The 21,862-nt window shown below is 74.1% G+C and carries 21 protein-coding genes; 12 read left to right on the forward strand and 9 right to left on the reverse strand.

What is annotated here, in order from left to right; all coding sequences use genetic code 11:
• Positions 1 to 55: 55 nt before the first annotated feature.
• Both ADL34_RS08825 and ADL34_RS08830 read left to right on the forward strand, forming a co-directional pair.
• On the forward strand, positions 56 to 913 hold the full coding sequence (locus tag ADL34_RS08825; protein ID WP_062665619.1) for an AAA family ATPase: 858 nt from the start codon (positions 56 to 58) through the stop codon (positions 911 to 913).
• Positions 910 to 2,268 (forward strand): VWA domain-containing protein, encoded by a 1,359-nt coding sequence (locus tag ADL34_RS08830; RefSeq protein ID WP_062665622.1) that lies wholly within the window; start codon positions 910 to 912, stop codon positions 2,266 to 2,268. Before ADL34_RS08825 ends, ADL34_RS08830 begins: the two co-directional genes overlap by 4 nt.
• Here the strand turns inward: ADL34_RS08830 and ADL34_RS08835 are convergent, their stop codons facing one another.
• Positions 2,269 to 2,970 (reverse strand): SDR family oxidoreductase, encoded by a 702-nt coding sequence (locus ADL34_RS08835; protein WP_062665623.1) that lies wholly within the window; start codon positions 2,968 to 2,970, stop codon positions 2,269 to 2,271.
• Positions 2,971 to 3,236: 266 nt separating this feature from the next.
• Here ADL34_RS08835 and ADL34_RS08840 point away from each other — a divergent pair, with 266 nt between their 5' ends.
• A complete protein-coding gene (locus tag ADL34_RS08840; RefSeq protein WP_062665625.1) occupies positions 3,237 to 4,214 on the forward strand; it encodes an NAD(P)-dependent alcohol dehydrogenase in 978 nt (325 codons plus the stop codon).
• Between the two features lie 25 nt (positions 4,215 to 4,239).
• Here the strand turns inward: ADL34_RS08840 and ADL34_RS08845 are convergent, their stop codons facing one another.
• From ADL34_RS08845 to ADL34_RS08860, 4 genes are all read right to left on the reverse strand, one after another.
• Positions 4,240 to 4,596 carry a cupin domain-containing protein gene (locus tag ADL34_RS08845; protein WP_062665627.1) on the reverse strand — a complete coding sequence of 119 codons (357 nt, stop codon included), beginning with the start codon at positions 4,594 to 4,596 and terminating at the stop codon, positions 4,240 to 4,242.
• Between the two features lie 132 nt (positions 4,597 to 4,728).
• Positions 4,729 to 5,706 (reverse strand): threo-3-hydroxy-L-aspartate ammonia-lyase, encoded by a 978-nt coding sequence (locus ADL34_RS08850; protein ID WP_062665628.1) that lies wholly within the window; start codon positions 5,704 to 5,706, stop codon positions 4,729 to 4,731.
• Positions 5,707 to 5,754: 48 nt separating this feature from the next.
• Entirely contained in the window at positions 5,755 to 6,495 is a 741-nt protein-coding gene (locus tag ADL34_RS08855; protein ID WP_062665630.1) for an SOS response-associated peptidase, read from the reverse strand.
• Positions 6,496 to 6,564: 69 nt separating this feature from the next.
• Positions 6,565 to 7,521: a helix-turn-helix transcriptional regulator gene (locus tag ADL34_RS08860; protein WP_062665632.1), complete on the reverse strand. Its 957-nt coding sequence runs from the start codon at positions 7,519 to 7,521 to the stop codon at positions 6,565 to 6,567.
• A gap of 189 nt (positions 7,522 to 7,710) precedes the next feature.
• Here ADL34_RS08860 and ADL34_RS08865 point away from each other — a divergent pair, with 189 nt between their 5' ends.
• The 3 genes from ADL34_RS08865 (at position 7,711) to ADL34_RS08875 (ending at position 9,975) form a co-directional block, all read left to right on the forward strand.
• Positions 7,711 to 8,034, forward strand: a complete 324-nt coding sequence (locus tag ADL34_RS08865) for an ANTAR domain-containing protein (RefSeq protein ID WP_062665634.1) — start codon at positions 7,711 to 7,713, stop codon at positions 8,032 to 8,034.
• A 176-nt stretch (positions 8,035 to 8,210) separates the two neighbouring features.
• Positions 8,211 to 9,476: a cytochrome P450 gene (locus tag ADL34_RS08870; RefSeq protein ID WP_062665636.1), complete on the forward strand. Its 1,266-nt coding sequence runs from the start codon at positions 8,211 to 8,213 to the stop codon at positions 9,474 to 9,476.
• Between the two features lie 16 nt (positions 9,477 to 9,492).
• Positions 9,493 to 9,975 (forward strand): hypothetical protein, encoded by a 483-nt coding sequence (locus tag ADL34_RS08875; protein ID WP_062665638.1) that lies wholly within the window; start codon positions 9,493 to 9,495, stop codon positions 9,973 to 9,975.
• Here ADL34_RS08875 and ADL34_RS08880 read toward each other — a convergent pair.
• A complete protein-coding gene (locus tag ADL34_RS08880; protein ID WP_062665640.1) occupies positions 9,962 to 10,813 on the reverse strand; it encodes an MBL fold metallo-hydrolase in 852 nt (283 codons plus the stop codon). The two genes, ADL34_RS08875 and ADL34_RS08880, sit on opposite strands and share 14 nt — an antisense overlap.
• A 479-nt stretch (positions 10,814 to 11,292) precedes the next feature.
• Between ADL34_RS08880 and ADL34_RS08890 the strand changes: the two genes are divergently transcribed.
• The 5 genes from ADL34_RS08890 (at position 11,293) to ADL34_RS08910 (ending at position 15,867) form a co-directional block, all read left to right on the forward strand.
• Complete coding sequence (locus ADL34_RS08890) at positions 11,293 to 12,372, forward strand: carboxylate-amine ligase (RefSeq protein ID WP_062665644.1); 1,080 nt, start codon at positions 11,293 to 11,295, stop codon at positions 12,370 to 12,372.
• Complete coding sequence (locus ADL34_RS08895; RefSeq protein ID WP_062665646.1) at positions 12,369 to 12,995, forward strand: hypothetical protein; 627 nt, start codon at positions 12,369 to 12,371, stop codon at positions 12,993 to 12,995. The genes ADL34_RS08890 and ADL34_RS08895 overlap by 4 nt, the downstream gene beginning before the upstream one ends.
• Before the next feature lie 214 nt (positions 12,996 to 13,209).
• The gene (ctaD, locus tag ADL34_RS08900; protein ID WP_079034037.1) at positions 13,210 to 14,922 is read left to right on the forward strand and encodes a cytochrome c oxidase subunit I; all 1,713 of its coding nucleotides are present in this window, start codon (positions 13,210 to 13,212) and stop codon (positions 14,920 to 14,922) included.
• The gene (locus tag ADL34_RS08905; RefSeq protein ID WP_199835545.1) at positions 14,919 to 15,293 is read left to right on the forward strand and encodes a hypothetical protein; all 375 of its coding nucleotides are present in this window, start codon (positions 14,919 to 14,921) and stop codon (positions 15,291 to 15,293) included. The genes ctaD and ADL34_RS08905 overlap by 4 nt, the downstream gene beginning before the upstream one ends.
• 217 nt (positions 15,294 to 15,510) lie before the next feature.
• Positions 15,511 to 15,867 (forward strand): hypothetical protein, encoded by a 357-nt coding sequence (locus tag ADL34_RS08910; protein WP_062665693.1) that lies wholly within the window; start codon positions 15,511 to 15,513, stop codon positions 15,865 to 15,867.
• A 25-nt stretch (positions 15,868 to 15,892) separates the two neighbouring features.
• Here ADL34_RS08910 and ADL34_RS08915 read toward each other — a convergent pair whose 3' ends face one another.
• The 3 genes from ADL34_RS08915 to ADL34_RS08925 all read right to left on the reverse strand — a co-directional run bounded on the left by ADL34_RS08915 (position 15,893) and on the right by ADL34_RS08925 (position 21,210).
• The gene (locus ADL34_RS08915; RefSeq protein WP_062665650.1) at positions 15,893 to 18,094 is read right to left on the reverse strand and encodes a prolyl oligopeptidase family serine peptidase; all 2,202 of its coding nucleotides are present in this window, start codon (positions 18,092 to 18,094) and stop codon (positions 15,893 to 15,895) included.
• The gene (locus tag ADL34_RS08920) at positions 18,067 to 19,851 is read right to left on the reverse strand and encodes an N-acetylglutaminylglutamine amidotransferase (RefSeq protein ID WP_062665652.1); all 1,785 of its coding nucleotides are present in this window, start codon (positions 19,849 to 19,851) and stop codon (positions 18,067 to 18,069) included. The genes ADL34_RS08915 and ADL34_RS08920 overlap by 28 nt, the downstream gene beginning before the upstream one ends.
• Positions 19,852 to 20,031: 180 nt before the next feature.
• Positions 20,032 to 21,210 (reverse strand): carboxylate-amine ligase, encoded by a 1,179-nt coding sequence (locus tag ADL34_RS08925; RefSeq protein WP_062665695.1) that lies wholly within the window; start codon positions 21,208 to 21,210, stop codon positions 20,032 to 20,034.
• Between the two features lie 317 nt (positions 21,211 to 21,527).
• Between ADL34_RS08925 and ADL34_RS08930 the strand changes: the two genes are divergently transcribed.
• Positions 21,528 to 21,839 (forward strand): hypothetical protein, encoded by a 312-nt coding sequence (locus ADL34_RS08930; RefSeq protein WP_062665654.1) that lies wholly within the window; start codon positions 21,528 to 21,530, stop codon positions 21,837 to 21,839.
• The last annotated feature ends 23 nt before the right edge of the window (positions 21,840 to 21,862 follow it).

Genomic DNA, 21,862 nt, shown 5'->3' on the forward strand with positions numbered 1-21,862 from the left:
CGCCATGGCATCATCCACTGAACAAGCGCTTGGACACTCTCCTTCGGAGGCCCCGTTGTTCACTTCCGTCGACGACGTCTCCGCGCGTCTGGCCGCGACCGGCTACCTCGCCTCGCCCGCCGTCGCCACGACCGTCTTCCTCGCCGACCGGCTCGGCAAGCCCCTGCTGGTGGAGGGCCCGGCCGGGGTGGGCAAGACGGAACTCGCCAAGGCCGTCGCCGAGGTGGCACAGGCCCGGCTGGTACGCCTCCAGTGCTACGAGGGGGTCGACGAGTCCCGGGCGCTGTACGAGTGGAACCACGCCAAGCAGCTGCTGCGCATCAGCGCGGGCCGCGACGAGACGTGGGACGAGACGCGCACGGACATCTTCGGCGAGGAGTTCCTGCTCACCCGTCCGCTGCTGACGGCCATCCGGGGCGACGACCCGAAGGTGCTGCTGATCGACGAGACCGACAAGGCCGACGTCGAGGTGGAGGGCCTGCTGCTGGAGGTGCTCAGCGACTTCCAGGTGACCGTCCCCGAGCTCGGCACCATCACCGCGACCCGCCGGCCCTTCGTGGTCCTCACCTCCAACGCCAGCCGGGAGCTGTCCGAGGCCCTGCGCCGCCGCTGCCTGTTCCTGCACATCGGCTTCCCGGACGAGGAGCTGGAGCGCCGCATCGTCCGGCTGAAGGTGCCGGGGCTCGACGAGGCTCTGGCCCGTTCGGTCGTCCGGGTCGTGGGCGCGCTGCGGGCCATGGACCTGCGCAAGGTGCCGTCGGTCGCCGAGACCATCGACTGGGCGCGCACCCTGCTCGCCCTCGGCGCGGACACGCTGGACGAGTCGGTCGTGCGGTCCACCCTCGGAGTGCTGCTCAAGCACCAGGACGACGTGCTCAAGGCGACCGCCAAGCTCGACCTGGACGCCCTGTGACCACGCCCGCGGGGGTGGCCGAGCGGCTGACCTCCCTGGTGGGGGCGTTGCGGGCGCACGGCATGCGGATCGGCACGGGCGAGAGCGTGGACGCGGCCCGGGCCGTGGAGGCGCTCGGCCTCGCGGACCGGGAGCTGCTGCGGGAGGGCCTGGCCGCGACCCTGCTGCACGGCACCGGGCAGCGGCAGGTGTTCGACCCGGTCTTCGACCTGTACTTCCCGCGCGGGGTCGGCGGCCCCGAGCAGCCCGCGGCCGGCCGGGAGGATCTGCGGGAGCGGCTGGCCGCCGCCCTCGCCGCCGACGACCGGGCCCTGATGCTGCGGCTCGCCGCCGAGGCGGTCGACGGGTTCGGCGGCTACGGTTCGTCACCGGAGTCGGACGGCTGGTCGTCGTACCAGACGCTGGAACGGGTGCGGCCGCAGACGCTGATGGCGCGGGTCCGCGACGACGTGCGGGCGCGGGGCGGCGCGCCGGGGTTCACCGACCGGCTGCTGGAGGACGAGGTCCGGCGCCGTATCGACGCCTTCCGGGCGATGGTGGCCGCCGAGGCGCGGCGCCGGGTGGCCGAGCGGCGCGGCCGGGACGAGATCGCGCGGCGGGGGGTACGGACGACCGCGGACCGGGTCGACTTCCTGTTCGCCGGACGGGATCAGCTGGCTGAGCTGCGGCGCACGGTGCAGCCGCTCGCCCGCAAGCTGGCGACGCGGCTGGCCGCCCGGCGCCGTCGGGCCTCCCGGGGCAGCATCGACCTGCGCAGGACGCTGCGCGGTTCGCTGTCCACGGGCGGGGTGCCGATGCGGCCGGTGCTGCGCCGCCGCCGGCCCGCGCGGCCCGAACTGGTGCTGCTGTGCGACGTGTCGGGCTCGGTGTCGGGGTTCTCGGACTTCACGATGCTGCTCGTGCAGGCGCTGCACGAGCAGTTCTCCAAGGTGCGGGTGTTCGCCTTCGTCAACCGGGTCGACGAGGTGACCGGGCTCCTGGAGCGCGGGGCCGCCGACCCGGAGGGGCTGGCCGCGCGCATCCAGGGCGAGGCCGGCGTCACCGGCTACCACGGCAGCAGCGACTACGGCATGGCCCTGGGCGAGTTCGCCGAGCGGTACGAGGAGGCGGTGGGCCCGCGGACCACCGTGTTCGTCCTCGGTGACGCCCGGACGAACATGAGCGACCCCGGCCTGCCGGCCGTCCGCCGGATCGCCCGCCGGGCGCGCCGCGTGTACTGGCTGAACCCCGAGCAGCGGTCCCGCTGGGGCACCGGCGACTCCGCCGCCCCCGCCTACGCCGAGCTGGTGGAGATGCACGAGTGCCGGACCGCCCGGCAGCTCAGCGCCCTGGTGGGGCGCCTGCTGCCGGTGTGATCAGGCGGCGAACCGCCCGTAGAGGACGGCCGGGTCGGCGGCGAGTCCGGCCTTGACCTGCCGGGAGATGTCGTCGGCGAGCACCTCGAAGGCGTTCGCCTCGATCCCGTCGAGTGCCTGCGCGGCGACGCTGTCCGGGCTGCTCTTCGGCGCGTCGACGTGGGCGGCCAGATCGGTGTCGACATAGCCGACGTGCAGGCCGGTGACCTCGATGCCGCGCGGGCGCAGGTCGAGCCGCAGCGAGTTGGTCAGCGACCACAGGGCGGCCTTGGAGGCGCTGTAGGAGTTGGCGAGGCCGATCCAGGACAGCACGGAGTGGACGTTCAGGATGTGGCCGCCGCCGTTGCGCTCGATGACGGGCACGAGGGCGCGGGTGACCAGGAGCGGCCCGTAGAAATTGGTCTCGAACTCGCGCCGCACGTCGTCGACGGGCGCGTCCAGGAACTTCGCGTTCACGGACGCGCCCGCGTTGTTGATGAGCAGGGTGACGTCCTGCGCCTGCTCGGCCGCGGCGGCGACGGAGGCGGGGTCGGTGACCTCCAGGGCCAGCGGCACGGCGTCGGGGTGCGTGACGGTGCGGGGATCGCGGGCGGTGGCGTACACCTTCTTCGCGCCGCGCTCGTACAGGGCGTCGACCAGGGCCCGGCCGATGCCGCGGCTGCCTCCGGTGACCAGGGCGACGGATCCTTCGATGGCGGTCATGGGTCTCTCCTCGGAACGGGGGTGCGTGTCGGGCCGACCCGCGCGGAAACCGATCGGTTTCCATGGCCGGTAGCGTAAACCGATCGGTTTCCAGAGGCAAGCGCGGGAGGCGCGTGCGCGGGAAACGCGTGTGCGGAAGGTGCGTGCGCGGGAGGTGTGTGCCCCTGCCACCGGCCTCCGGGAGCCCGGGGAGAAATCAGGGTGCGGCCCGGATGGTCAGGTCCCGCGGGCTTTCCTACGCTCGGCGTGAGTGGAGGGGGGACCCCATGAAGGCAGTGGTCCAGGACCGGTACGGGTCGGCGGACACCCTGGAGTTCACGGACGTCGAGCGGCCGTTGCCGGGCGCCGGCGAGGTGCTCGTGCGGGTGCGGGCCGCGTCCGTGAACGCCCTCGACTGGCACTTCATGCGCGGCGACCCCCTGATCGGGCGCGGCACGATGGGCTGGCGCCGGCCGAGGAACCGCATCCGGGGCCGTGACCTCGCCGGCGTGGTGGAGACGGTGGGCGCCGGGGTCACGGGGCTCCAGCCCGGCGACGAGGTGTACGGCGAGGCCGACGGCACCTTCGCCGAGTTCGTGTGCGCCCGGGCCGACGAGATCGGTCCCAAGCCGGCCGGGCTCACCTTCGAGCAGGCGGCCGCCATGCCCCTGGCTGGGAACACCGCGCTGATGGCGCTGCGGGACGTCGCCCGCCTCCAGGAGGGCCAGACCCTGCTGGTGAACGGCGCCTCCGGGGGCGTCGGCACCTTCGCCGTCCAGCTCGGCAGGGCGTACGGCGCCGAGGTCACGGCGGTGTGCAGCGCGCGCAACGCCGACCTGGTCCGCTCACTGGGCGCCGGCCACGTGATCGACCGCGCCCGGGAGGACTTCGCCCGGCGCGCCGAGCGCTGGGACGTCGTGCTGGACCTTGTGGGCAACCGCTCGCTGGGGGACCTCCGGCGCGCCCTCGCGCCCACCGGGACGCTCGTGCTGTCCGGCGGAGGCGTCTTCGAGGGCGGCAGCGTCGTCGGGCCGATGGCGTTGTTCCTCAAGCGGCAGCTGGCCGCGCCCTTCGCGGGCGGCCGGCGGCTGCGGGCCGTCGCGGCCCGACAGAGCCGCGCCAACCTCGCGGCCCTGCGCGAACTGGCCGAGTCGGGGAGGATCGCCCCGGTCGTCGAGCGGACCTACGAACTGGGTGAGGCTGCCGAGGCGATCCGGTATCTGGAGGTCGAGCACGCGCGCGCCAAGGTCGTCATCACCGTCTGACGGACCGGCACGCGCCTCGCGACGTCTACTGCCTGGCGAACTCCCGGGCCGTCTGGCCGTGGAAGTCGTACACGACGACCTGCTCGTCGCCGGCCACCCAGGCGTCGTGCCCGGGGGTGCACACATAGACCTCGCCGGGGCCGACCTCGGTCTCGGCGCCGTCGTCCATGTGGATGTGCAGGCGCCCCTGGACGACGTAGCCGTTGTGGTGCATCTGGCAGGTGGAGGTACCCGCGATCGGGCCCACCGACTCGCTCCAGCGCCAGCCCGGCTCCAGGGTGGCCACGGCGAAGTCCAGGTCGCTCAGGTGGACCGCCTCGATGTGGCCGCGGGGGAAATCACGCCGCTCGTCCGGCTTCTCGAGCATCTTGACTTCCAGCATGGCGCGCTCCCTTCGGGCCGCGTCCCCGCACGCGGCCGGGCCGGTCTCCCAGCGGCCCTGGGCGCCGCCGTCGGCGGCCGGCCCTCTACCACCCCATCGTCCGCCCGGCCACCGGGGCCCGCCAGCCGGGAGTCAGCTAACCGCACCGCACAGCTCGGCGAACCGTCCGGCGTCCACGTTGCCGCCCGAGACGATCACGCCGACCCGGCGCGGGAGCGGGCCGGTCCGGCCGCGGAGCAGGGCCGCGAGCGGGGTGGCGCCGCTCGGCTCGACCACGATCTTCAGGCGTTCGAAGGCGAACCGCATCGCGTCGCGGATCTCGTCGTCGCCGACCAGCACGATGTCGTCGACGAGCCGCCGGTTCACCGCGAAGGTCAGCTCCCCCGGTGTGTGCACCGCCTGCCCGTCGGCGATGGTGCGGGGCACCGGGACGCCGACCCGCCGCCCCTCGGCGAGCGACCGCCGGGTGTCGTCCCCGGCCTCCGGCTCGACCCCGGTCATCCGGATCCCCGGGTGGAGGGCCTTGGCGGCCGTGGCGCTGCCGGCCATCAGCCCGCCGCCGCCGACCGGCACCACCAGCATGTCCAGCTCCCCGGTCTCCTCCAGGAGTTCGAGCGCGGCGGTGCCCTGGCCGGCCATGATGTGCGGATGCTCGTACGGCGGGATCACGGTCAGGCCCCGCTCGGCGGCCAGCGCCTCGGTGATCGCGACGCGGTCGCCGGTGTAGCGGTCGTAGGTGACGACCTCGGCGCCGTAGCCCTCGGTCGCGGCCCGCTTCGAGGGTGGCGCGTCCTCGGGCATGACGATCACCGCGGTGGTTCCCAGCTCGCGGGCGGCGAGTGCGACGGCCTGGGCGTGGTTCCCGGACGAGTAGGCGGCGATGCCCCGGGCGAGCCGCTCCGGGCTCAGCCTGGACGCCGCGTTGTAGGCGCCGCGGAACTTGAAGGCGCCGACCCGCTGGAAGTTCTCGCACTTCAGGAAGACCTCGGCGCCGACGCGTTCGTCCAGGACACGGGAGCGCAGCACCGGGGTGCGGTGGGCGACGCCGGCGAGGCGGGCGGCCGCGTCACGGACGTCGTCGAGGGTGACCGTCGGGGTGGTGGTCGTCACGCGTGCCCTCCAGCGGGGTGAGGTCGGTCGTGCCCGGCGTCCCCGACCCTACGTCCGTTCCTCCAGGAGCTGGGGGCCGTTGTTGCGGACGCTGTTGACCGCCGTGGAGACCGGGCGGGCGGCCAGGTGGCCCTCGGCCGGCTGGACCAGCAGGGCGCGCAGGTCGTCCGTGGACTCGTGCCGCGGGTCGAGCCAGGCGTCGTAGTGGCCGGGCGGAAGGGCCAGCGGCATCCGCGGGTGGACGCGCCCGGCGGCGTCGGTGGCCTCGGTGGTGATGATGGTGCAGCTCAGCAGCCAGGCGGCCGGGTCGTCGTCGTCCTTGACGGCCGGGTCGCGCCAGAACTCGTACAGCCCCGCGAGGGCCAGGACGCTCCCGTCCTCGGGATGGATGAACCAGGGCTGCTTGCGGACCTTCCCGGACGTCTCGTCCCGGACCTGGTCCCACTCGTAGAAGCCGTCGGCGGGGAGCAGGCAGCGGCGTTTGACGAACGCGCGGCGGAAGGCGGGCTTCTCGTGGACGGTCTCCACGCGCGCGTTGATCAGCCGCGCGCCCTGCTTCACGTCCTTCGCCCAGGACGGCACCAGGCCCCAGCGCATCGGGCGCAGCGTGCGCGGCGCCGGGGCGTCCTCGCCCGCGCCGCGCGGCCGGCGTTCCAGGACCGCCCACACGTCGTCGGTCGGCGCCACGTTCCAGCTCGGTTCCAGGGCCTCCTCCGGGTGCCACTCGGCGACCTGGAACAGCTGGGCCAGGTCCTGGGGGCTGCGGGTGGAGGCGTATCGGCCGCACATGGGGCCACTGTGCCACGGGCCCGGCACCCGGTCCTGACGAGCGCCTGACCGACCCTTCCGTGCCGCGGCTCAGCCGCGCAGCGTGCGCGACGGGCTGGTGCCGTACATGGCGCGGTAGAGGGAGGCGAACCGGCCGGGGTGCGGGAAGCCCCAGCGGGCGGCGACGGCGCCGACGGACGTCTCGTCGCCCGGTCCGGCCGCCAGCAGGTCGCGGTGGGCGTGGCTGAGCCTGACCTGGCGCACGTAGCCGAGCGGCGTGGTGTCCAGGTGCCGGCGGAACGCGTACTGCAGCGTCCGGATGGTGACGTGGGCGGCGGCCGCGATGTCGGCGACGGTGATCGGCTCGTGCGCGTGGTCGTCGATGAACGCGACGGCGCGCCGGAGGGTCGCCGAGTGGGCGTCCGTGCGGTCCTGCGCCGTGGGGTCGGTGCGCGCGTTGTTCGGGAAGGCCGCCAGGACGCTCGCGGCGAGCAGCTGGGTGCCGGCCGACACGACCAGCGGTTCCGCGGCGGCGTCCGCGTCGCCCAGCACATGGTCGCGCAGATAGATGATCGTGCGCTTGAGCCGCTCGGCGGCGGCCGGGGTGTGCGGCCGGTGCCCGGTGAGCCGGACGGGTTCGAGCAGGGTCCTCCCGGACCCGGCGGCGACCTGGTCGAGCAGGCCGGGCTCGAGCATCGTGATGTTGTAGCGGGCCTTGTCGATCCGGCCCGCGTACGGCAGGTCCGGCGGCGCGAACATCACCACGTCACCGGGCCCGAAGTCGTCCCGGACGCCCTGGAAGACGTGGTCGCGGACGGTGCCCTCGTGGACGATGCACAGGCAGATCCGGCCGAGCGGGGCCACAGAGTAGGTCATCTCGAAGTCGAGTTCGAGTTCGTCCACGCTCACCGACGCGTCGGCGTCCCGGCGGATGCGCACCCGGCTGGACTCGGGGGTGCTGCTGCCGATGCTCATCCGCGCGTAGGCGCGGCAGAGGAACTCCTCGGTCGCCTCGAGGTCATCACTGTCGAAGATCAGCGAACCCATGAGAACCTTCTGCCCCCGATCGACGCCGTCACCGGTCCGGACGTCCGGACGCCCTCGACTCCGAAGCATCGCATTTCGTTTTCCGTACAGCCACCGCTCCGACGATTCGTTCTCCGCACCCTCGTGCGCGCCGATCGGGGGCAGCGTGTCAGTAACGGCACGACTGACCTTCCGGAGAACCATTTCGCCATGTCGGAGCAGGTGGAGAGCGACGAGACGATCGCGGCGCTGCGGGAAGAGGTCGCGCAGCTCCAGCACGCCGTCCTGTCGCACGCGATCGTGGACCAGGCGATCGGTGTGGTGGTCGCCTACGGCGGGGTGCGTCCGGGCACCGCCTGGGACGTCCTCAAGGAGGTCTCCCAGCACACCAACACCAAGCTGCGGGAGGTGGCCGAGCTCGTCGTGCGCTGGCCCCACGAGGGACGGCTGCCCGAGGACGTGCGCACGGCCCTGACCGCCGCCGTGTCCCGGGTGAACCCGCACCACCGGGCCGAACAGCCGGCAGGCTCCTGACCGTCCGGACCCCGGCTCAGGAGCGGCGCCAGGAGTCGTCCGACGGATGCGAGCCGGCCTGCGGTCCCATACGCGGCCGGCGTCCGAAGGAGAGTCCGCGTACCCCACCCCGCCCGCACCCGGCGTCACCGCCCGGGGCCGCGTTTCCGGTGGGGGGCGGCGGGCACCCGGCCCGCATGCATCTCGGTAGCGCCCCGATCGCGGACAGCTCACTTGCCCTGCTGGCCAAGGGATACGCATGGCTCCCCGACCGCCGGCGCCGTGCCGCGCGCACCCTCGTGCGGGCGCGCGTGATGGGCCGGCACACGGTCGCGCTGCGGGGCCCCGAGGCGGTGCGGTTCTTCTACGACGAACGGCACGTGGCCCGCCGCCCGGCGCTGCCCGGCCCGGTGCTGAGCACCCTGTTCGGCCACGGCGCCGTGCACACCCTGGACGGCGCGGAACACCGGGCGCGCAAGGGCATGTTCCTGGACCTGCTCACCGGACGCGAGGCGGTCGCCGGTGTCGTGGAGAGCGTCGCCGCCGCCTGGGACGAGGCGGTGCCGACCTGGTGCGCGCGGCCGTCCGTGGTCCTGTTCGACGAGGCGAGCCGGGTGCTCACCCGAGGCGTCTGCCGGTGGGCCGGCATCCCGGTGGACGACGTGGAGGGCGTGGCCCGCGACCTGGTCGCCATGGTCGACGGGTTCGCCACGCCCGGTCCCCGCCACTGGAGGGCCCGGCGGGCGCGCTCCCGCAGCGAGATCTGGCTGTGCCGCCTCGTGGAGGACGTCCGCGCGGGCACCGCCACCGCGCCCGAAGGGTCGGCGCTGGACGTCGTCGTCCGGCACCGGGACGCCGACGGCCACCCGCTCGACCCGCACACGGCCGCGGTCGAACTCCTGAACGTCGTCCGCCCGACCGCCGCGGTCACCTGGTTCGTCACCTACGCCGGGCACGCGCTGCACCACCGGCCGGAGATCCGGGAGCGGCTCGCGCAGGGCGATCCCGCGTACGCCGTGGCGTTCGCCCATGAGCTGCGGCGCTTCTACCCGTTCGCCCCGTTCGTGGGCGGCCGGGCCGCCACCGACCTGGAGTGGGAGGGCGAGCCGATCCCGGCCGGGACCCTGATCCTGCTCGACCTGTTCGGCCAGAACCACGACCCGGACCTGTGGAGCGACCCGTACACCTTCGCCCCGGAACGGTTCGTGGCCCGGGCCCCGGGACGCGACGAGCTGGTCCCGCAGGGCGGCGGCGACCCCGCCGCGGGCCACCGGTGCCCCGGTGAGGACATCACGGTGGCGTTGCTGTCGGTCCTCGGGCCGCGGCTGGCCCGCCTGGAGTACCGGGTGCCCGCGCAGGATCTGCGGATCCCGCTCAACCGGCTGCCGTCCCGGGTCCGCAGCGGCCTGGTCCTGGAAGGCGTCCGCGCGCCGGTGCCGGCGGCCGCCGCGGTCCCCGCCTGAGCCGCCGGAAGGAGACGTGGTGAACCTGCTGGGCATCTACCTCAACGACCACCTGGCCGCCGCCACCGGCGGCGCCGAGCGGGCCCGCCACATGGCGCGGTCCTCGGCCGGTACGGAACTGGCGACGGCCCTGGAGCCGATCGCGGCGGAACTCGCCGAGGACCGGGCGGCGCTGCTCGCCCTCATGGGGCGGCTGGACGTCCCCGTACGGCCGTACAAGGTGTACGCGGGCCGTCTCGCCGAGCGGCTCGGGCGATTGAAGGGCAACGGGCGGATCGTCCGCCGCTCGCCGCTGAGTTCCCTGGTGGAGCTGGAGGCGCTGCGGCTGGAGGCGGAGGGCAGGGCGGCCCTGTGGCAGACGCTGCGGGACCTCGCCGACCGCGACGAACGCATCGACCCGGACCACCTCGACCGTCTCCTGGAACGGACGCGTCGCCAACAGGCCGCCCTGGAGGAGCTGCGCCGCCGCCGGATCGGCCCGACGCTCACACCGGCGTAGGTGCCGTCCCCGCCGTCACCCTGACCCGTTGGCCGTGCCGGCACGGCACCAGGCGGTCGGCCAGGCCCAGGGACGCCAGCTCGTCCAGGAACGCGCTCAGCGGCGAGCGCATCACCGTGTAGTCGCCGTAGTGCACCGGCAGGACACGGTGCGGGTTCAGGCGGCGGGCCAGTTCGGCACCCTGGGCGCCGTCCATGGTCACCACGAAACCGCCCGGCAGGGTGGTGCCGCCCAGGTGCAGGACGGCGAGGTCGGCGGCCGGGAAGTGCCGGGTGATCTCGTCCAGGCCGTCGTGCACGAGGGTGTCGCCGGAGAGGTACAGCCGCAGGCGGACGGGACCGCCCGCGGGCCCGAACTCCAGCATGCTGCCCATGACCGGGGGCAGCAGCGCCCGCAGGACCGCGTTGCCCGCGTGCCGGCCCGGCAGCGCCGTGATCCTGACCCGGTCCCGGTGGTTGCCCAGGGTGAGTCCGCGCCAGGTCCGGATGCCGGCCGTGCGGGGGAAGCGGTGCAGGACGCGCAGGCGGCGCGCGGCGTGCGGGGTGGTGACCACCGGCACGGTGTGGTCCAGGTACCGGCTCGCGCGCCGGTCCCAGTGGTCGCCGTGCAGATGGGACAGCACGATCCCGTCCAGCCGGGGCAGTTCGCCGGTGTCGAGCGCGGGCTCGGTCAGCCGCCGGCTCCACAGGCCGTACCCGAGGTGGGCGTACTGGCCGCGGTGCAGGAAGTTCGGATCGGTGAGCAGGGTGAGCCCGCCGTAGCGGATCACCAGGGTGGCGTTGCCGACGAAGTGCACGTCGACCGTGTCGTCGGGGGTGTCGTCGCTGACCGGCGTCATGACCGTCCCGTCCGGCAGGGCCCGGAGGCCGCCCCGCCTCGGCAGGCGTTCCCGACTCCTCCGGACCCACCGCAGTACCCCCGGCAGCCGCTGATCACTACCCGTTCGAGCGCATCGCCCCGGCCGGCCGCCCGGCGCGAGCGCCGCACCGGCCACGGCACGCCTGCACGGTGATGCGCGCGGGCATCCACGCCCCGCACTTCGAGCACGCGGCCAACCACACCGGCCGCAAGGTCGTCGCGATGCCGCACGTCCACACACCGGAGCGGGTCGCCGGCGCCGGGCCCTCGTGCCCGGGGGCGTGGCGTCCCGGGTACCCCCACGCCCCGCGCGTGGCCGGATCCGGTGGGTGCGCGCGCCACGGCGGTTTCCGGGGCCGGAACCGCGGCACTCGGTAGTCGGCGGGCGTGCGCCCGACGGTGGGGCACGCCACCGTGGAGACCGAGACTCCGGCGACGGGGCGGAACAGAGAGCGACCGATGACGACGATCGGTGTGGAAGAGGAGTACCTGCTGCTGGACCCGGTGACGGGTCTGCCGGTGCCCGCGGCCGACAAGGTCCGCGCGGCGGCGGGCCTCGCGTCCTTCGTGGGCGATCAGGAGGTGCAGAGCGAGCTGCTGCAGGCGCAGGTCGAGGTGGCCACGCCGGTGTGCGAGACGCTGGAGGAGGCGGGCGGGCATCTGCTGCGGCTGCGGCACGCCGTCGGGGCGGCGGCGGAGCGGCACGGCTGCCGGCTCGCGCCCTGCGGGACGTCCCCGCTGCGGCACGGGCGGCCGGTGGCCGTCACCGACAAGGCCCGCTACCGGGCCATGCGCTCGCAGGCCCCGCAGCTGGTGGCGGAGCAGCTGGTCAACGGCATGCACGTCCATGTGGCCGTCCCCGGCCGCGAGGAGGGCGTGCAGGTGATGAACCGGCTGCTGGTGTGGCTGCCGGTGCTGACGGCGATGGCGGCGAACTCCCCGCTGTGGGACGGCCACGACACCGGCTTCGCCAGCTGGCGCACGGTGGTGTTCGACCGCTGGCCGGTCAGCGGGATGCCGCCGTACTTCGCGGACGTGGCCGACTACGACCGGCGGGTGCAGCGGCTGCTGAAGAGCGGTCTGATCGCGGACGTGGGCCAGCTGTACTGGCTGGTGCGCCTGTCGGCGAGCTATCCGACGATCGAGGTGCGCTGCCTGGACGTGCAGCTGCGCCCCGACGACGCCGTGCTGTTCGCCGGTCTGGTCCGGGCGCTGGTCCGCACCGAGCTGGAGTCGGTCCAGGCCGGGGCGCCCGCGCCCGACGTCGCGCCGGAGCTGCTGCGGGCCGCGCTGTGGCACGCGGCCCGGCACGGCCTGAACGACACGCTCGTCGATCCCCACGGCGAGGCCCGGCGGGCCGGTGACGTGCTGTACCAGCTTCTGCGGCACGTCTCGCCGGCCCTGGAGGAGGCCGGGGACACCCGGCAGGTGTCGGGTCTGGTCCACCGGCTGCTGCAGGACGGGACCGGTGCCGACCGTCAGCGCGCCGCGCTGGCCGAGGGGGGCCTTCGCGCGGTGACGGAGCTGATCGTCGGATGAGCGGAGCCGCGCGGCGGCGCCGGCTGCGTTTCGACGGCTGGATCGCCGGTCTGGGCACCACGTCCGGGGTGCGGGTCGTCGTCGGGCACTGGCCCGCCTCGCCGTTCGGGCCGTTCTCCGACGTCATGCTCGAACGGGCGGACGGGGAACGGCTGCTGCTGGCGCCCACGCCCGAGACGGCCGACTTCGTCGCGGCGACCTACACGTTCGACACTGTGCGGGTCGTCGCGGTCGACGTGACGGTCGCGGGCCGGGTGTGGACGGTCACCGCGGGGCCGTTGCGGCTCCGCTTCACGACCGGCCACCGCACCGCGCTGGGGCTCCTGCTCCGCGCGGTCCCGGCGCCGCTGGCCCGGCGTCCCGCTTGGAGCGCCCTGACGGACCGTCCGGCCCGGCTGCTGATGCCCGGCGTGCGGACCCGGGGCAGCACCGGCGGCGGACGCCGCGAGTGGTACGGCGCCCGGGACCTGCGCCCGGTGACCTCGCTGTCGGCGACCTTCGAGGGCCACGACCTGGGCGCGTCGGCGCCCGTGGAACCGCCGGTGCGCTTCGGTTTCGGTTCGGTGCCGCACCGGCCCGCCGTCACCCGTGTCACGACCACGGTGGAGCTCGACGCCGGGTGAGGCGCGGGTGGCCGTCGTCGCGACACGCCCGTGCCCCCCGGACGGATGATTGATTGGGCCGTTCGACGCAGACGGGGCGGTCGCCGGGCCGTGCGAACGGGCGGACGGGACTAGGTTCCGCAAGGCTGGTGATCTGTCCCAGCGCGAGCCCCCAGGGCGTGTCCGTGAAGCCCCGTCGTCCGCCCGTCAACGCCTGTGCCGATTGCGAGAACTGATGGCGATCCAGACCGAGCCCGTTTCCCCCGTCCCCGCGGCGGAGAGCCGCAGCCGAGGGGAGGTGATCATCAGCTGGATCACCACGACGGACCACAAGAAGATCGGTCACCTGTATCTGATCACGTCGTTCGCCTTCTTCCTGGTCGGCGGTCTGCTGGCGATGCTGATCCGGGCGGAACTGGCCCGTCCCGGACTGCAGATCATGTCCAGCGAGCAGTACAACCAGTCGTTCACGATGCACGGCACGATCATGCTGCTGCTCTTCGCGACACCGACGTTCGCCGGCTTCGCCAACGCCATCATGCCGTTGCAGATCGGTTCCCCGGACGTGGCGTTCCCGCGGCTGAACATGTTCTCGTACTGGCTGTTCGCGCTCGGCGGGCTCATCGCCTTCTCGGGCTTCCTCACGCCGGACGGCGCGGCCGACTTCGGCTGGACGGCCTACACCCCGCTCAGCGGGGCCGAGCGCACCACGCACGTGGGCGGTGACCTGTGGATCATGGGCCTGGCCCTCTCCGGCTTCGGCACGATCCTCGGCGCCGTCAACTTCATCACCACCATCATCTGCATGCGCGCGCCCGGCATGACCATGTTCCGGATGCCGATCTTCACCTGGAACGTGCTGCTCACCTCGGTCCTGGTGCTGCTCGCCTTCCCCGTTCTCGCCGCCGCGCTGCTGGTGCTGGAGGCGGACCGGAAGTTCGGCGCGCAGGTCTTCGACCCGGAGAACGGCGGCGCCATCCTGTGGCAGCACCTGTTCTGGTTCTTCGGGCATCCCGAGGTCTACATCCTGGCGCTGCCGTTCTTCGGCGTGGTCACCGAGATCTTCCCGGTGTTCTCCCGCAAGCCCGTCTTCGGCTACATGGGTCTGGTCGGCGCGACCATCGCCATCACCGGTCTGTCCGTGACCGTGTGGGCCCACCACATGTTCGCCACCGGTGCCGTGCTGCTGCCGTTCTTCTCGTTCATGAGCTTCCTCATCGCCGTGCCCACCGGCGTGAAGTTCTTCAACTGGATCGGCACCCTGTGGAAGGGCTCGATCTCGTTCGAGCCACCCATGCTGTGGGCGGTGGGCTTCCTGGTGACCTTCCTCTTCGGCGGTCTGACCGGCGTCCTGCTCGCCTCTCCCCCGCTGGACTTCCACGTCACGGACTCCTACTTCGTGGTCGCCCACTTCCACTACGTCGTCTTCGGCACGGTCGTCTTCGCGATGTTCGCCGGGTTCAGCTTCTGGTGGCCCAAGATGACCGGCACGATGCTCGACGAACGACTGGAGAAGATCCACTTCTGGACGCTGTTCGTCGGCTTCCACACGACGTTCCTGGTGCAGCACTGGCTGGGCGCGGAGGGCATGCCCCGCCGCTACGCCGACTACCTCGCCGCCGACGGCTTCACCGCCCTGAACACCGTCTCCACCATCGGCTCCTTCATCCTGGGCCTGTCCACGCTGCCGTTCCTGTACAACGTGTGGAAGACGGCCCACAAGGGCGAGCGGGTCGAGGTCGACGACCCCTGGGGGTACGGCCGTTCGCTGGAGTGGGCCACGTCCTGCCCGCCGCCCCGGCACAACTTCGTCACCCTGCCGCGCATCCGCTCCGAATCCCCCGCCTTCGATCTGCACCACCCGGCCGTGGCCGCGCTCGACGAGAAGGAGTACGCCGGCAAGCGCGACGTGCTCGACGCCGAGGGCCACGAGGGCTCGGAGCAGTGAGGCCCGGCCGGCACGACGCGCCCGCGGGCGAGAGGGACAGCGCCGTCGCCGACGAGGCCGCGGGCTATCTGCTGGTGCACGACCATCATGTCCAGGCATGCCGGGAGGCCGAGGAGCTGTGCGCGCGGCTGCCGTGGCTGACGACCGCTCAGGCCGAGGACGTCTCCCGGCACTACGTGCAGCAGCGCGTCGACCTGACACGGAGGATGCTGCGCGCCACAGTCGAACGGGCGGGGCAACTGCGCGAGGAGTACGAGGCACGGTACGCCGGGCTGCGCCGGGCCCTGCTCCGGCGGCACGCGCTCGCCGCGTGCGCCCTCGTCGCCGGCACGGGCGGCGCGGCCACGCTGGTGTCGCTGCTGGGCCGGTGACAAGGCCGTGCGCGGCGGCTCCCGCGGCGGCGATCCGGTGGCGCCGGCGACGGCGGTCGTGGTGGGCGCCGGCTGGTACGCGGCGCGGGGGCGGGCGCTGCGAGCCGCCTCGCGCCGCCCGGACGGGGCGCTCGACCCGCGGAACGTGCCGCATTGTGCGCACAATATCGGGTAGTCCGACTATGGACTGATTCGCCGTGGAAGGGACCGGGCCGTGATGCTGTCTCACACCGTCGAGCGAGGCGTACTGGTCATCACGGTGCTCGAGGACCCGGGAATCGGCGGGCGGGCCGCCCTGCTCACCCAGATCAGCGATCTCGTGCAGGGGGTCAGGCCGTCGTCCGTGGTCATCGTCCTGGACGAACCCGCGGCGACCGAGGCGGCGGTGAGCGTGGTGCTGCGTGTGCACCGGCTGTGCAGCCACCTCGACCTGGTGACCTTCGTCGCCACCCACAGCGCACCGGCCCGGCGTCTGCTCGACGCCAACGCCGACACCCACGGCATCCGCATGGTCATCCACGCCCGCGCGCACACCGCCATCGAGACCGCCACCGCGCTCACCACGGCCGCCTGAGCGGCCCGGCGGAGGGCCGCACGGGTCACAGGCCCAGGTGGCTCTGCAGCCAGTCGGCAGCGGCCCGCCGGAACAGCCGGCGGTTCTCCGCCCGCAGGAAGTCGTGCCCCTCGTCGCGCAGCGTCAGCAGCTCGGCCTCGACGCCCCGTTCCCGCGCGGCTCGCACGAACTGCTGGGACTCCCCCGGCGGCACGTTGGTGTCGTGTTCGCCGTGGACGGCGAGGACCGGGGCGCGCAGCCCGTCGATCCGGCTCATCGGTGACAGGCTGCGCAGCAGGGCGCGGTCCCGCTCGGGATGCCCGTACTTGTGCGCGGCGGACTCCGCGATCCAGGGCTCGGTCCCGGCGAAGAAGGTCAGGAAGTCCGACATGCCGCAGACGGCGACCGCCGTACGGAACAGGTCCGGGTGCCACACCACGGACGCGAACGTCAGATAGCCGCCGTACGACCGCCCCATGACCGCCAGCCGGGTCGGGTCGGCGGGGCCCGCGACGACGGCGTGCGCCGCGCAGTCCGCCACGTCGTCGAGCGCGGCGAAGCGGCCCGCGCCGAGGTCGGCGTCGACGAAGGACCTGCCGTGCCCCAGGGAGCCGCGCACGTCGGGCGCGAAGACGTCGAGGCCGCGCCCGAGGAGTTCGTGGTACAGCGGGTTGAAGACCGGCCGTTCCTGCTCCTCGGGGCCGCCGTGCAGATGGATGACGCAGGGCGCGGGCACGTCCGGTCCGCGCCCCGGCGCCCGGTAGTACCAGCCGCTCAGGGGCAGCCCGTCCCGCGCGGTCAGCCGCATGGGCACGGGGCGTACCGGCGGGCGGCCGGGTGGGACGGCGTCCTCGTCGCGGGCCGACCAGGGGGTGCGCAGCGAGGCCACGCCCTCGTGGACCCACCAGATGCCGGGGCGGCGCTGCGACCCGGACATGGCCAGCAGCAGCCGGCCGGGGCCCGCCGTGGCGACCCGGGTGACCACCTCGTGGGGCAGCGGGACCGGGCGGAGCGGGCCCAGGGTGCCGGGTTCCCGCCCGGGCGGTGCGGTCTCGACGACCTCCAGTTCGCTGGCGCCCTGCACGTTCCACGCCAGGACGGCGGTGGTGCCGTCGTGGGCCAGGGTCAGCAGTTCCAGGTCGCTGCCGTCGCGTTCGGCCAGGACGGACGCGCCGCGCGGCCCGCCGTCCTCGTCCAGCCCTACGGCGACGAGGGCCGCGAACTCCCGGTCGGCGTTGCTGCGCAGCCACAGGGTGCGCGCGTCGGAGGAGAACCGGCCGATCCACGGGTCGCCGTCGGCCACCGGCATCACGAAGGTGGGCTCCGCGTCGGCGGTGCGCCGCACCACGGCCTCCCGGCGTCCGCGCGGGCCCCGGCGCAGCAGGACGAGGCGGCCGTCGCGGCTGAGGTCGCAGACCCGCAGGGACGCCGCGTGCGTCTCGGTGGAGATCAGCACCGGGGACGCCAGGCCGTCGGGGTCGATGAGGTAGACGGACAGGCCGCCTTCGGCGCGGACGGCCCGGTCGGCCGGGGTGGTGAGGAGCGCGGGACCGCCGTCCGGCCGCGGACCCGTCACAGCGTCGTAGGCGAGGGGGCCGAGGAGGGTGGCGTGTCCGTCCCGTTCCGTCCACTCGGCCGCCGCGCCGGGGGCGCCGCTCTCGTGGTCGGCGGCGGCGGAGGCGGGCGCCATGCCGGCGGCCACGGTGACGGAGACCGTCGACCCGTCGTGCGCCCAGCGGCCCAGGTAGGCGGAGCCCGCCGGGTCGGCGCCCGCGAGGAGCCGCCGTCCCGAGCCGTCGGGGTGGACGCACAGGACCCGGGTGTGCTCGCCGCCGCCCGGCGCGGTGGTGTACGCGATCCAGCGGCCGTCCGGCGACCAGGACACCTCCTTGACGGGGTCCGGCGAGGAGTCCAGGAGCCGTACGTCCTCGCCGCCGACAGGTCCGGCCCACAGCTGGGGGACGCCGCCGCGGTCGCAGATGAAGGCGACCTCCGTGCCGGTGGGGTCGGCGGAGGGGTACCAGCAGCCGTGGGCGCGCAGCCGGGTCACGGCGTCGCGCGGCCCGCCCGCCCTGGGCAGCTGCATGGGTTCCGGTGCGGCGGTCCGGTCGGCACCGCCCCACTCCCCCGCCGCCCGGCTCTCGGCCGGCCACGCGGAGGACGGGCCGGGGGCCGGGCGGAACGCGAGGAGCCGCGGCGCCGGACCGCCCCCGGTGCCGGTCACTTGATTCCGTGCGTCTGCAGCCATATCTCCAGCAACGCGATCTGCCACAGGGCGTTGTTGCCCCGCCGGGTCCTGTGCTCGTCGGGCGCCGCGAGGAGTTCGTCGACGTAGGACCGGCGGAACAGCCCGCGCCGCTTGGCCTCGGGCGCCTCCAGGGCGTCGCGCACGCGCTCCAGGACGGGGCCCGCCATGTGCCGGATGGCCGGCACCGGGAAGTAGCCCTTGGGCCGGTCGACGACGTCCACCGGCAGCAGCTTGCGGCCCGCCGCCTTCAGCACGCCCTTGCCGCCGTCGGCCAGCTTGAGCTCCGGCGGGCAGGCGGCGGCCAGCTCGACCAGTTCGTGGTCGAGGAACGGCACACGGGCCTCCAGGCCCCACGCCATCGTCATGTTGTCGACGCGTTTGACCGGGTCGTCCACCAGCATGACGTGCGTGTCCAGGCGCAGTGCCGCGTCCAGGGCGGTCTCGGCGCCGGGGACGGCCATGTGAGCGTCGACGAAACGGCCTGAGACGTCGTGGTCCGCGAGCAGGTCGGGCCGCAGGATGCGGGCGATGTCGTCGTGGGAGCGGTCGAAGTACACGTCGGCGTAGCGCCGCGGCTCGTCCTCGCGGGTGGTGTCCGCGAGGCGCGGATACCAGTGGTAGCCGGCGAAGACCTCGTCGGCGCCCTGCCCGCTCTGCACGACCTTGACCTCCTTCGACACCTGCTCGGCGAGCAGGTGGAAGGCGACGACGTCGTGGCTGATCATCGGCTCGCTCATCGCGGCGACGGCGCCGTCCAGGGCAGCCGAGACCCGGTGGGAGGGGACCATGAGCCGCCGGTGGTCGGTGCCGAACTCGCCCGCCACCAGGTCCGAGTAGGCGAACTCGTCGCCCTCCTCGCCGCCCTCCGACTCGAACCCGACGCTGAAGGTCTTCAGGCCGCGCTGCCCCTCGTCGGCCAGCAGGGCGACGATCAGGCTGGAGTCGAGGCCGCCGGAGAGCAGGACGCCGACCGGCACGTCGGCGACCATACGGCGCCGGACGGCCGTGCGCAGCGCCTCCAGCACCGCGTCGCGCCACTCGTCCGCGCTCATGCCGGCGTACGCGTCGCGGCGGGTGTACGAAGGCTGCCAGTAGCAGTGGTCCCGGTGCGTGCCGTCGGGCTCGACGACCCGCACGGTGGCCGGCGGGAGCTTGCGGACGCCGTTGAGGACGGTGCGCGGCGCCGCGACCGTGGCGTGCCAGCTCAGGTACTGGTGCAGGGCGGCCGGGTCCAGGGAGGTGTCGACGTCGCCCGCCGCGAGGAGCGCGGGCAGGGAGGAGGCGAACCGCAGCCTGCCGGGGGTGCGGGCCAGGTACAGGGGCTTGATGCCGAGCCGGTCCCGGGCGAGGACGAGCCGGCCGGTGCGGTGCTCGAGGATCGCGAAGGCGAACATGCCCTTGAAGTGGTCGACGCAGTCGGTGCCCCACTGCTGGTACGCCTTGAGGACGACCTCGGTGTCGGACGTCGACGCGAAGCGGTGTCCCAGGGCCCGCAACTCCTCCCGCAGCTCCGGGTAGTTGTAGACACAGCCGTTGAAGACGCCGGTGAGCGCGCCGCGGGCGTCCGTCATCGGCTGGGCCCCGCGGTCCGTCAGGTCGATGATCTTCAGCCGGCGGTGGCCGAGGGCGACGGGGCCCCGGTGCCAGCTGCCCTGCCCGTCGGGGCCGCGCCCCACGAGCTGTTCGTTCATGCGCTCGACAGCCGTCAGGTCGGCCGGCTGTCCGTCGAAGCGGATCTCCCCGCTCAGCCCGCACATGCGGTGCCGCCTCCCTTCCGGGCACCCGCCCCGGCTCGGGAGGGCGGAGGGGCCGGTGCGCGGCCCGCGGAGGCGGCCTCGGCGGTGACGGAACGCATGGGGAAATCCTCTCTGTTCGGGGACAGGGCAGGCGCCGTACGGGACCGGGGCGCGCCGGGGCGCGGGCCGGTCCCCGGCAGCTCAGCGGCCGACCACATCCGAGGCCTCCGGACCGGCCAGCGGACGCGTCGGCGCCATGACGGTCCGGGGCGGCAGGGTGCGCGCGGGGCCGCGGCCGCCGCGCTCGCCGCGGGTCTCGGCGATCAGCATGTCGACGCAGCCCAGCAGGTCCTCGCGGCGGGCCGTGCGGCGCATCCGGCGGGCCGCGGAGCCCTCGGCGAGGGTCTCCTCCGCCAGCTCATGGACGGTCCCCCAGTCGCCGTGCGCCTCCAGCGCGGGGCGCAGCCGCAGCAGCAGCTTCCGTACGACCTGGCGCGCGGAGGCCTCCCGGTGTGTCTCGGGGTCCACCAGCGTGCCCTCCAGGCCCGAGCGGGCGGCCCGCCAGGACGCGCCCCGCAGCCACTCGTGCCGGCCCGCGCAGCCGGGGGCGCCGCGCTTGCGGAGGCGGGCGCGGGCCTCGGTGACCAGGGCGCGGAACAGCCCGGCGATCAGGACCACGGTCTCCGCGCGCGGGCAGGCGTCGCAGATGCGCAGCTCCAGGGTGCGCAGGTGGTCCGAGGGCCGGACGTCGTAGTACACCATCCCGGTGTCGCTGATGATCCCGGCCCGCACGAAGTCGTTCACCGCCGCGTCGTACTCGGCGGCGGTCGGGAAGCAGCCGGGCGGGCCCGCGGTGGGCCAGCGCTGCCACAGCAGGGTGCGCCAGCTCGCGTACCCGGTGTCGGTCCCCTGCCAGAACGGCGAGCTCGCGGAGAGCGCCAGCAGCGCGGGCAGCCAGGGCGACACCTCGCACATGACCTGGACGGCGGTGTCGCGGTCCGGGATGTCGACGTGGACCTGGGCCCCGCAGATCAGCTGCTCGTCGGCGACCCTGCGGTACTCCTCGGCCATGTGCCGGTAACGGTCCTCGGCGGTGGGGTTCGCCGAGGCGGCGGGGGCGAGCGGGGCGGTGCCCGAGGCCACGACGGCGAGCCCCAGGGAGGAGGCGGCGGCGTCCAGTTGCCGGCGCATGCCGGTCAGGTCGGCGTGCAGATCGTGCAGGGACGTGTGCACGGCGCTGTTGGCCTCGACGGTGCACGGTTGCAGTTCGGTCGTGAAGGTCTGTCCGGGGAGGCGCCGCAGCACCGCGTCGGCACGCGGTACGAGCAGCCCGCTCTCCACCTCCAGGACGTGGAACTCTTCCTCCACACCGATGCGCATGGTCACGGGTCTCTCCTCGGGATCCGAGCTCCGGCCCTCCGGGCGGTCTCGGGTGGTTGTGTGTGCTCTGGGTTCCCAGCCCTGAGGAGCACAATCCCGGCACCGTCCGCAGGCACCGCCTGCGTCGCAGGTGAGCGCGTCGGAGGGCCCGCCGGCGCCCCCGCGGCACAGGCGGCGGGCCGGCCGGCGGACCGGCCCCCGGAGGGGGCCCGGCACCCGCGAGCGACCATGGCTCCACCTTGCCCGGACGACGGCCGGCCCGCGCGCCGGGCGTCCTCGCGCTTGGGGCGCGCCCGGCGGGGAACCCGGGCCGCACCATGGGACGTGCGAAGAACTACGCCGTGGCCGCCTCCGGGCAGTGGACCGACGTGGAGGAGGCGGGCCGGCGCCGCCTGCCCGCCGGTGAGGTCCACGCCTGGGAACCCGGCCTGAACCAGACCGTGTGCGGCCTGTCGCTCAGCCGCTCCCGGCTGTCCCGTTTCGCGCACGTGCCCTGGCCGGACATCTTCCCGGAGTCGGGCGGGGCGGCGGACCGCGTGCAGCGGGTGTGCCCCCGCTGCGCGGCGGGGGCGGGCCGCCGGGGCCCGGACGCCCGGCCCCGCTGGCAGCGCGTGCACCCACGCCCCTGACGGCGTCCGGCACCCGGCCGAGG

The organism is Streptomyces sp. NRRL WC-3605 (genome assembly GCF_001509795.1).
GTDB lineage: Bacteria > Actinomycetota > Actinomycetes > Streptomycetales > Streptomycetaceae > Streptomyces > Streptomyces viridochromogenes.

What these genes read in the sequence shown, in the direction of transcription:
- ADL34_RS08895 (WP_062665646.1), top strand. Translation starts at nt 12,369, where the DNA reads ATGAGCGGAGCCGCGCGGCGGCGCCGGCTGCGTTTCGACGGCTGGATC.
- ctaD (WP_079034037.1), top strand. Translation starts at nt 13,210, where the DNA reads ATGGCGATCCAGACCGAGCCCGTTTCCCCCGTCCCCGCGGCGGAGAGC.
- ADL34_RS08910 (WP_062665693.1), top strand. Translation starts at nt 15,511, where the DNA reads ATGCTGTCTCACACCGTCGAGCGAGGCGTACTGGTCATCACGGTGCTC.
- ADL34_RS08930 (WP_062665654.1), top strand. Translation starts at nt 21,528, where the DNA reads ATGGGACGTGCGAAGAACTACGCCGTGGCCGCCTCCGGGCAGTGGACC.
- ADL34_RS08860 (WP_062665632.1), bottom strand. Translation starts at nt 7,521, where the DNA reads ATGGGTTCGCTGATCTTCGACAGTGATGACCTCGAGGCGACCGAGGAG.
- ADL34_RS08855 (WP_062665630.1), bottom strand. Translation starts at nt 6,495, where the DNA reads ATGTGCGGCCGATACGCCTCCACCCGCAGCCCCCAGGACCTGGCCCAG.
- ADL34_RS08925 (WP_062665695.1), bottom strand. Translation starts at nt 21,210, where the DNA reads ATGCGCATCGGTGTGGAGGAAGAGTTCCACGTCCTGGAGGTGGAGAGC.
- ADL34_RS08870 (WP_062665636.1), top strand. Translation starts at nt 8,211, where the DNA reads ATGCATCTCGGTAGCGCCCCGATCGCGGACAGCTCACTTGCCCTGCTG.
- ADL34_RS08845 (WP_062665627.1), bottom strand. Translation starts at nt 4,596, where the DNA reads ATGCTGGAAGTCAAGATGCTCGAGAAGCCGGACGAGCGGCGTGATTTC.
- ADL34_RS08915 (WP_062665650.1), bottom strand. Translation starts at nt 18,094, where the DNA reads ATGGCTGCAGACGCACGGAATCAAGTGACCGGCACCGGGGGCGGTCCG.
- ADL34_RS08835 (WP_062665623.1), bottom strand. Translation starts at nt 2,970, where the DNA reads ATGACCGCCATCGAAGGATCCGTCGCCCTGGTCACCGGAGGCAGCCGC.
- ADL34_RS08880 (WP_062665640.1), bottom strand. Translation starts at nt 10,813, where the DNA reads ATGACGCCGGTCAGCGACGACACCCCCGACGACACGGTCGACGTGCAC.
- ADL34_RS08840 (WP_062665625.1), top strand. Translation starts at nt 3,237, where the DNA reads ATGAAGGCAGTGGTCCAGGACCGGTACGGGTCGGCGGACACCCTGGAG.
- ADL34_RS08920 (WP_062665652.1), bottom strand. Translation starts at nt 19,851, where the DNA reads ATGTGCGGGCTGAGCGGGGAGATCCGCTTCGACGGACAGCCGGCCGAC.
- ADL34_RS08890 (WP_062665644.1), top strand. Translation starts at nt 11,293, where the DNA reads ATGACGACGATCGGTGTGGAAGAGGAGTACCTGCTGCTGGACCCGGTG.
- ADL34_RS08865 (WP_062665634.1), top strand. Translation starts at nt 7,711, where the DNA reads ATGTCGGAGCAGGTGGAGAGCGACGAGACGATCGCGGCGCTGCGGGAA.